Below are 1,565 nucleotides of genomic sequence, written 5' to 3'. Positions count from 1 at the left end.
TAGTGCCCATCCAGAAACTAATAAGCTACTGATTTCCGGTTAAAAATTCTGAGAATAGATAAAAAATCCTCTTGGTTATGGTATATTTTAAGTGCGAACAAAAAAGCCAACAACCAAGAGGATCCCGCATGCGAGAGACCCGCAATGCTCAGGCCAGTATATTCGAACATTACTCAGATCACGAGTATGGCGTCAGACTCCGGAAGCTGTCGGAGGTTCTGGACAGGCACCCGGAAATTCTTGAGCTTGTGGTCGCAGATTTGATCGATGCGTCCGTTGCCGCCGTGGGGCGGACTGGCCTGAGCGCAGAGAGTGTTCTGCGTTGTCTGGTGTTAAGGCAGCAACTGGGGTTCAGCTATGAACAACTGGCGTTTCATTTGTCGGATTCGGTGACCTACCGGACCTTTGCCCGGTTGCCGGCTCACCTGTCGCCCAGCCGGTCCTGCCTGCAGTCCACAATCCGCAGCATCCAGCCGGAAACCCTGGCGCAGGCACTCCAGGTGCTGACCCGAAACCTGATCCACCAGGGCGTGATTTCGATGGATAAACTGCGTATCGACAGTACCGTGGTCGCCAGTCACATCGCCCCGCCCAGTGATAGTCAGTTGCTGAATGATGGCGTTCGTGTGATCAGTCGTCTGCTGGCAAAAAGCAAAACCGAAACCGGTGTAAACATCCGCTTTACCGACAAGCGTAAGGCTTCAAAATCATTGGCGTTTCGCATATTCAACGCGAAAAAAGCGACCAAGGACGAACTCTATCCCGAGTTGCTGAAGATCGCGCGACGGGTATTGAAGCAGGCGGACCGCGGGCAACAGCAGGTGATCGAAGGCGGGAATGGTTCCGCCGCCCAGGAGAAATGGCTGGGTGCTCTGGCACACTACAGAGACCTGATCGCGCAGGTCATCGAGCAAACCGACCGCCGCGTTATCCAGGGGGAACGGGGTCCCTCCTCGGATAAAATCGTCAGCCTGTTCGAATCCCACACGGACATCATCGTCAAGGGGTTCCGCGACGTGCAATATGGCCACAAGATCAACCTGAGCAGTGAAGATCGGGGTTTTATCACCGCGCTAACCATCGAAGACGGTAACCCCGGCGACAAGACCCTGTTCCTGCCGGTTCTGGATTACCATCAGTCCGTTCTGGGCAGGCTGCCCCGCTCCGTGGTGGCCGATGGCGGCTACGCCAGCCAGGCGAACGTTGCCGCTGGCAGAGCCATGGGACTGAAGCATGTCGTATTTCACAAACCGGTGGGTGTCTCGCTCACGGCCATGGGCGTCAAGGCGAAGACCTTTAACGCATTACGTGATTTCAGGGCCGGCGTCGAAGGTAATATCTCGGAGCTGAAAAGAGCCTTCGGAGCCACGAAAGCAAAGTGGAAAGGTCACGACGGCTTCAAGGCGTTTGTCTGGGCCGCGGCTCTGAGCTATAACCTGGTGCGTTTGGCGCGGCTCGATCCCGGTTAGTTGACAGGTTCGGACTGAAAAGCGGTAAAAAGGACGCGTGGAAAAGCCATGCGACGCTCGCCCGTGGCCGGAATTTGGGTTGATTGCTCAGATAAT

1 protein-coding gene is annotated in these 1,565 nt (G+C 55.5%); it reads left to right on the top strand.

The window, feature by feature from the left end; all coding sequences use genetic code 11:
* Positions 1-128 precede the first annotated feature (128 nt).
* Positions 129-1,469 carry an ISNCY family transposase gene (locus tag OP498_RS18325; RefSeq protein WP_280554790.1) on the top strand — a complete coding sequence of 447 codons (1,341 nt, stop codon included), beginning with the start codon at positions 129-131 and terminating at the stop codon, positions 1,467-1,469.
* The last annotated feature ends 96 nt before the right edge of the window (positions 1,470-1,565 follow it).

It is taken from the genome of Halomonas sp. 25-S5 (genome assembly GCF_029889845.1).
GTDB lineage: Bacteria > Pseudomonadota > Gammaproteobacteria > Pseudomonadales > Halomonadaceae > Halomonas.
Note: the sequence above shows the minus strand (reverse complement) of the source record. Positions and strands in the feature narration are given on the sequence as shown.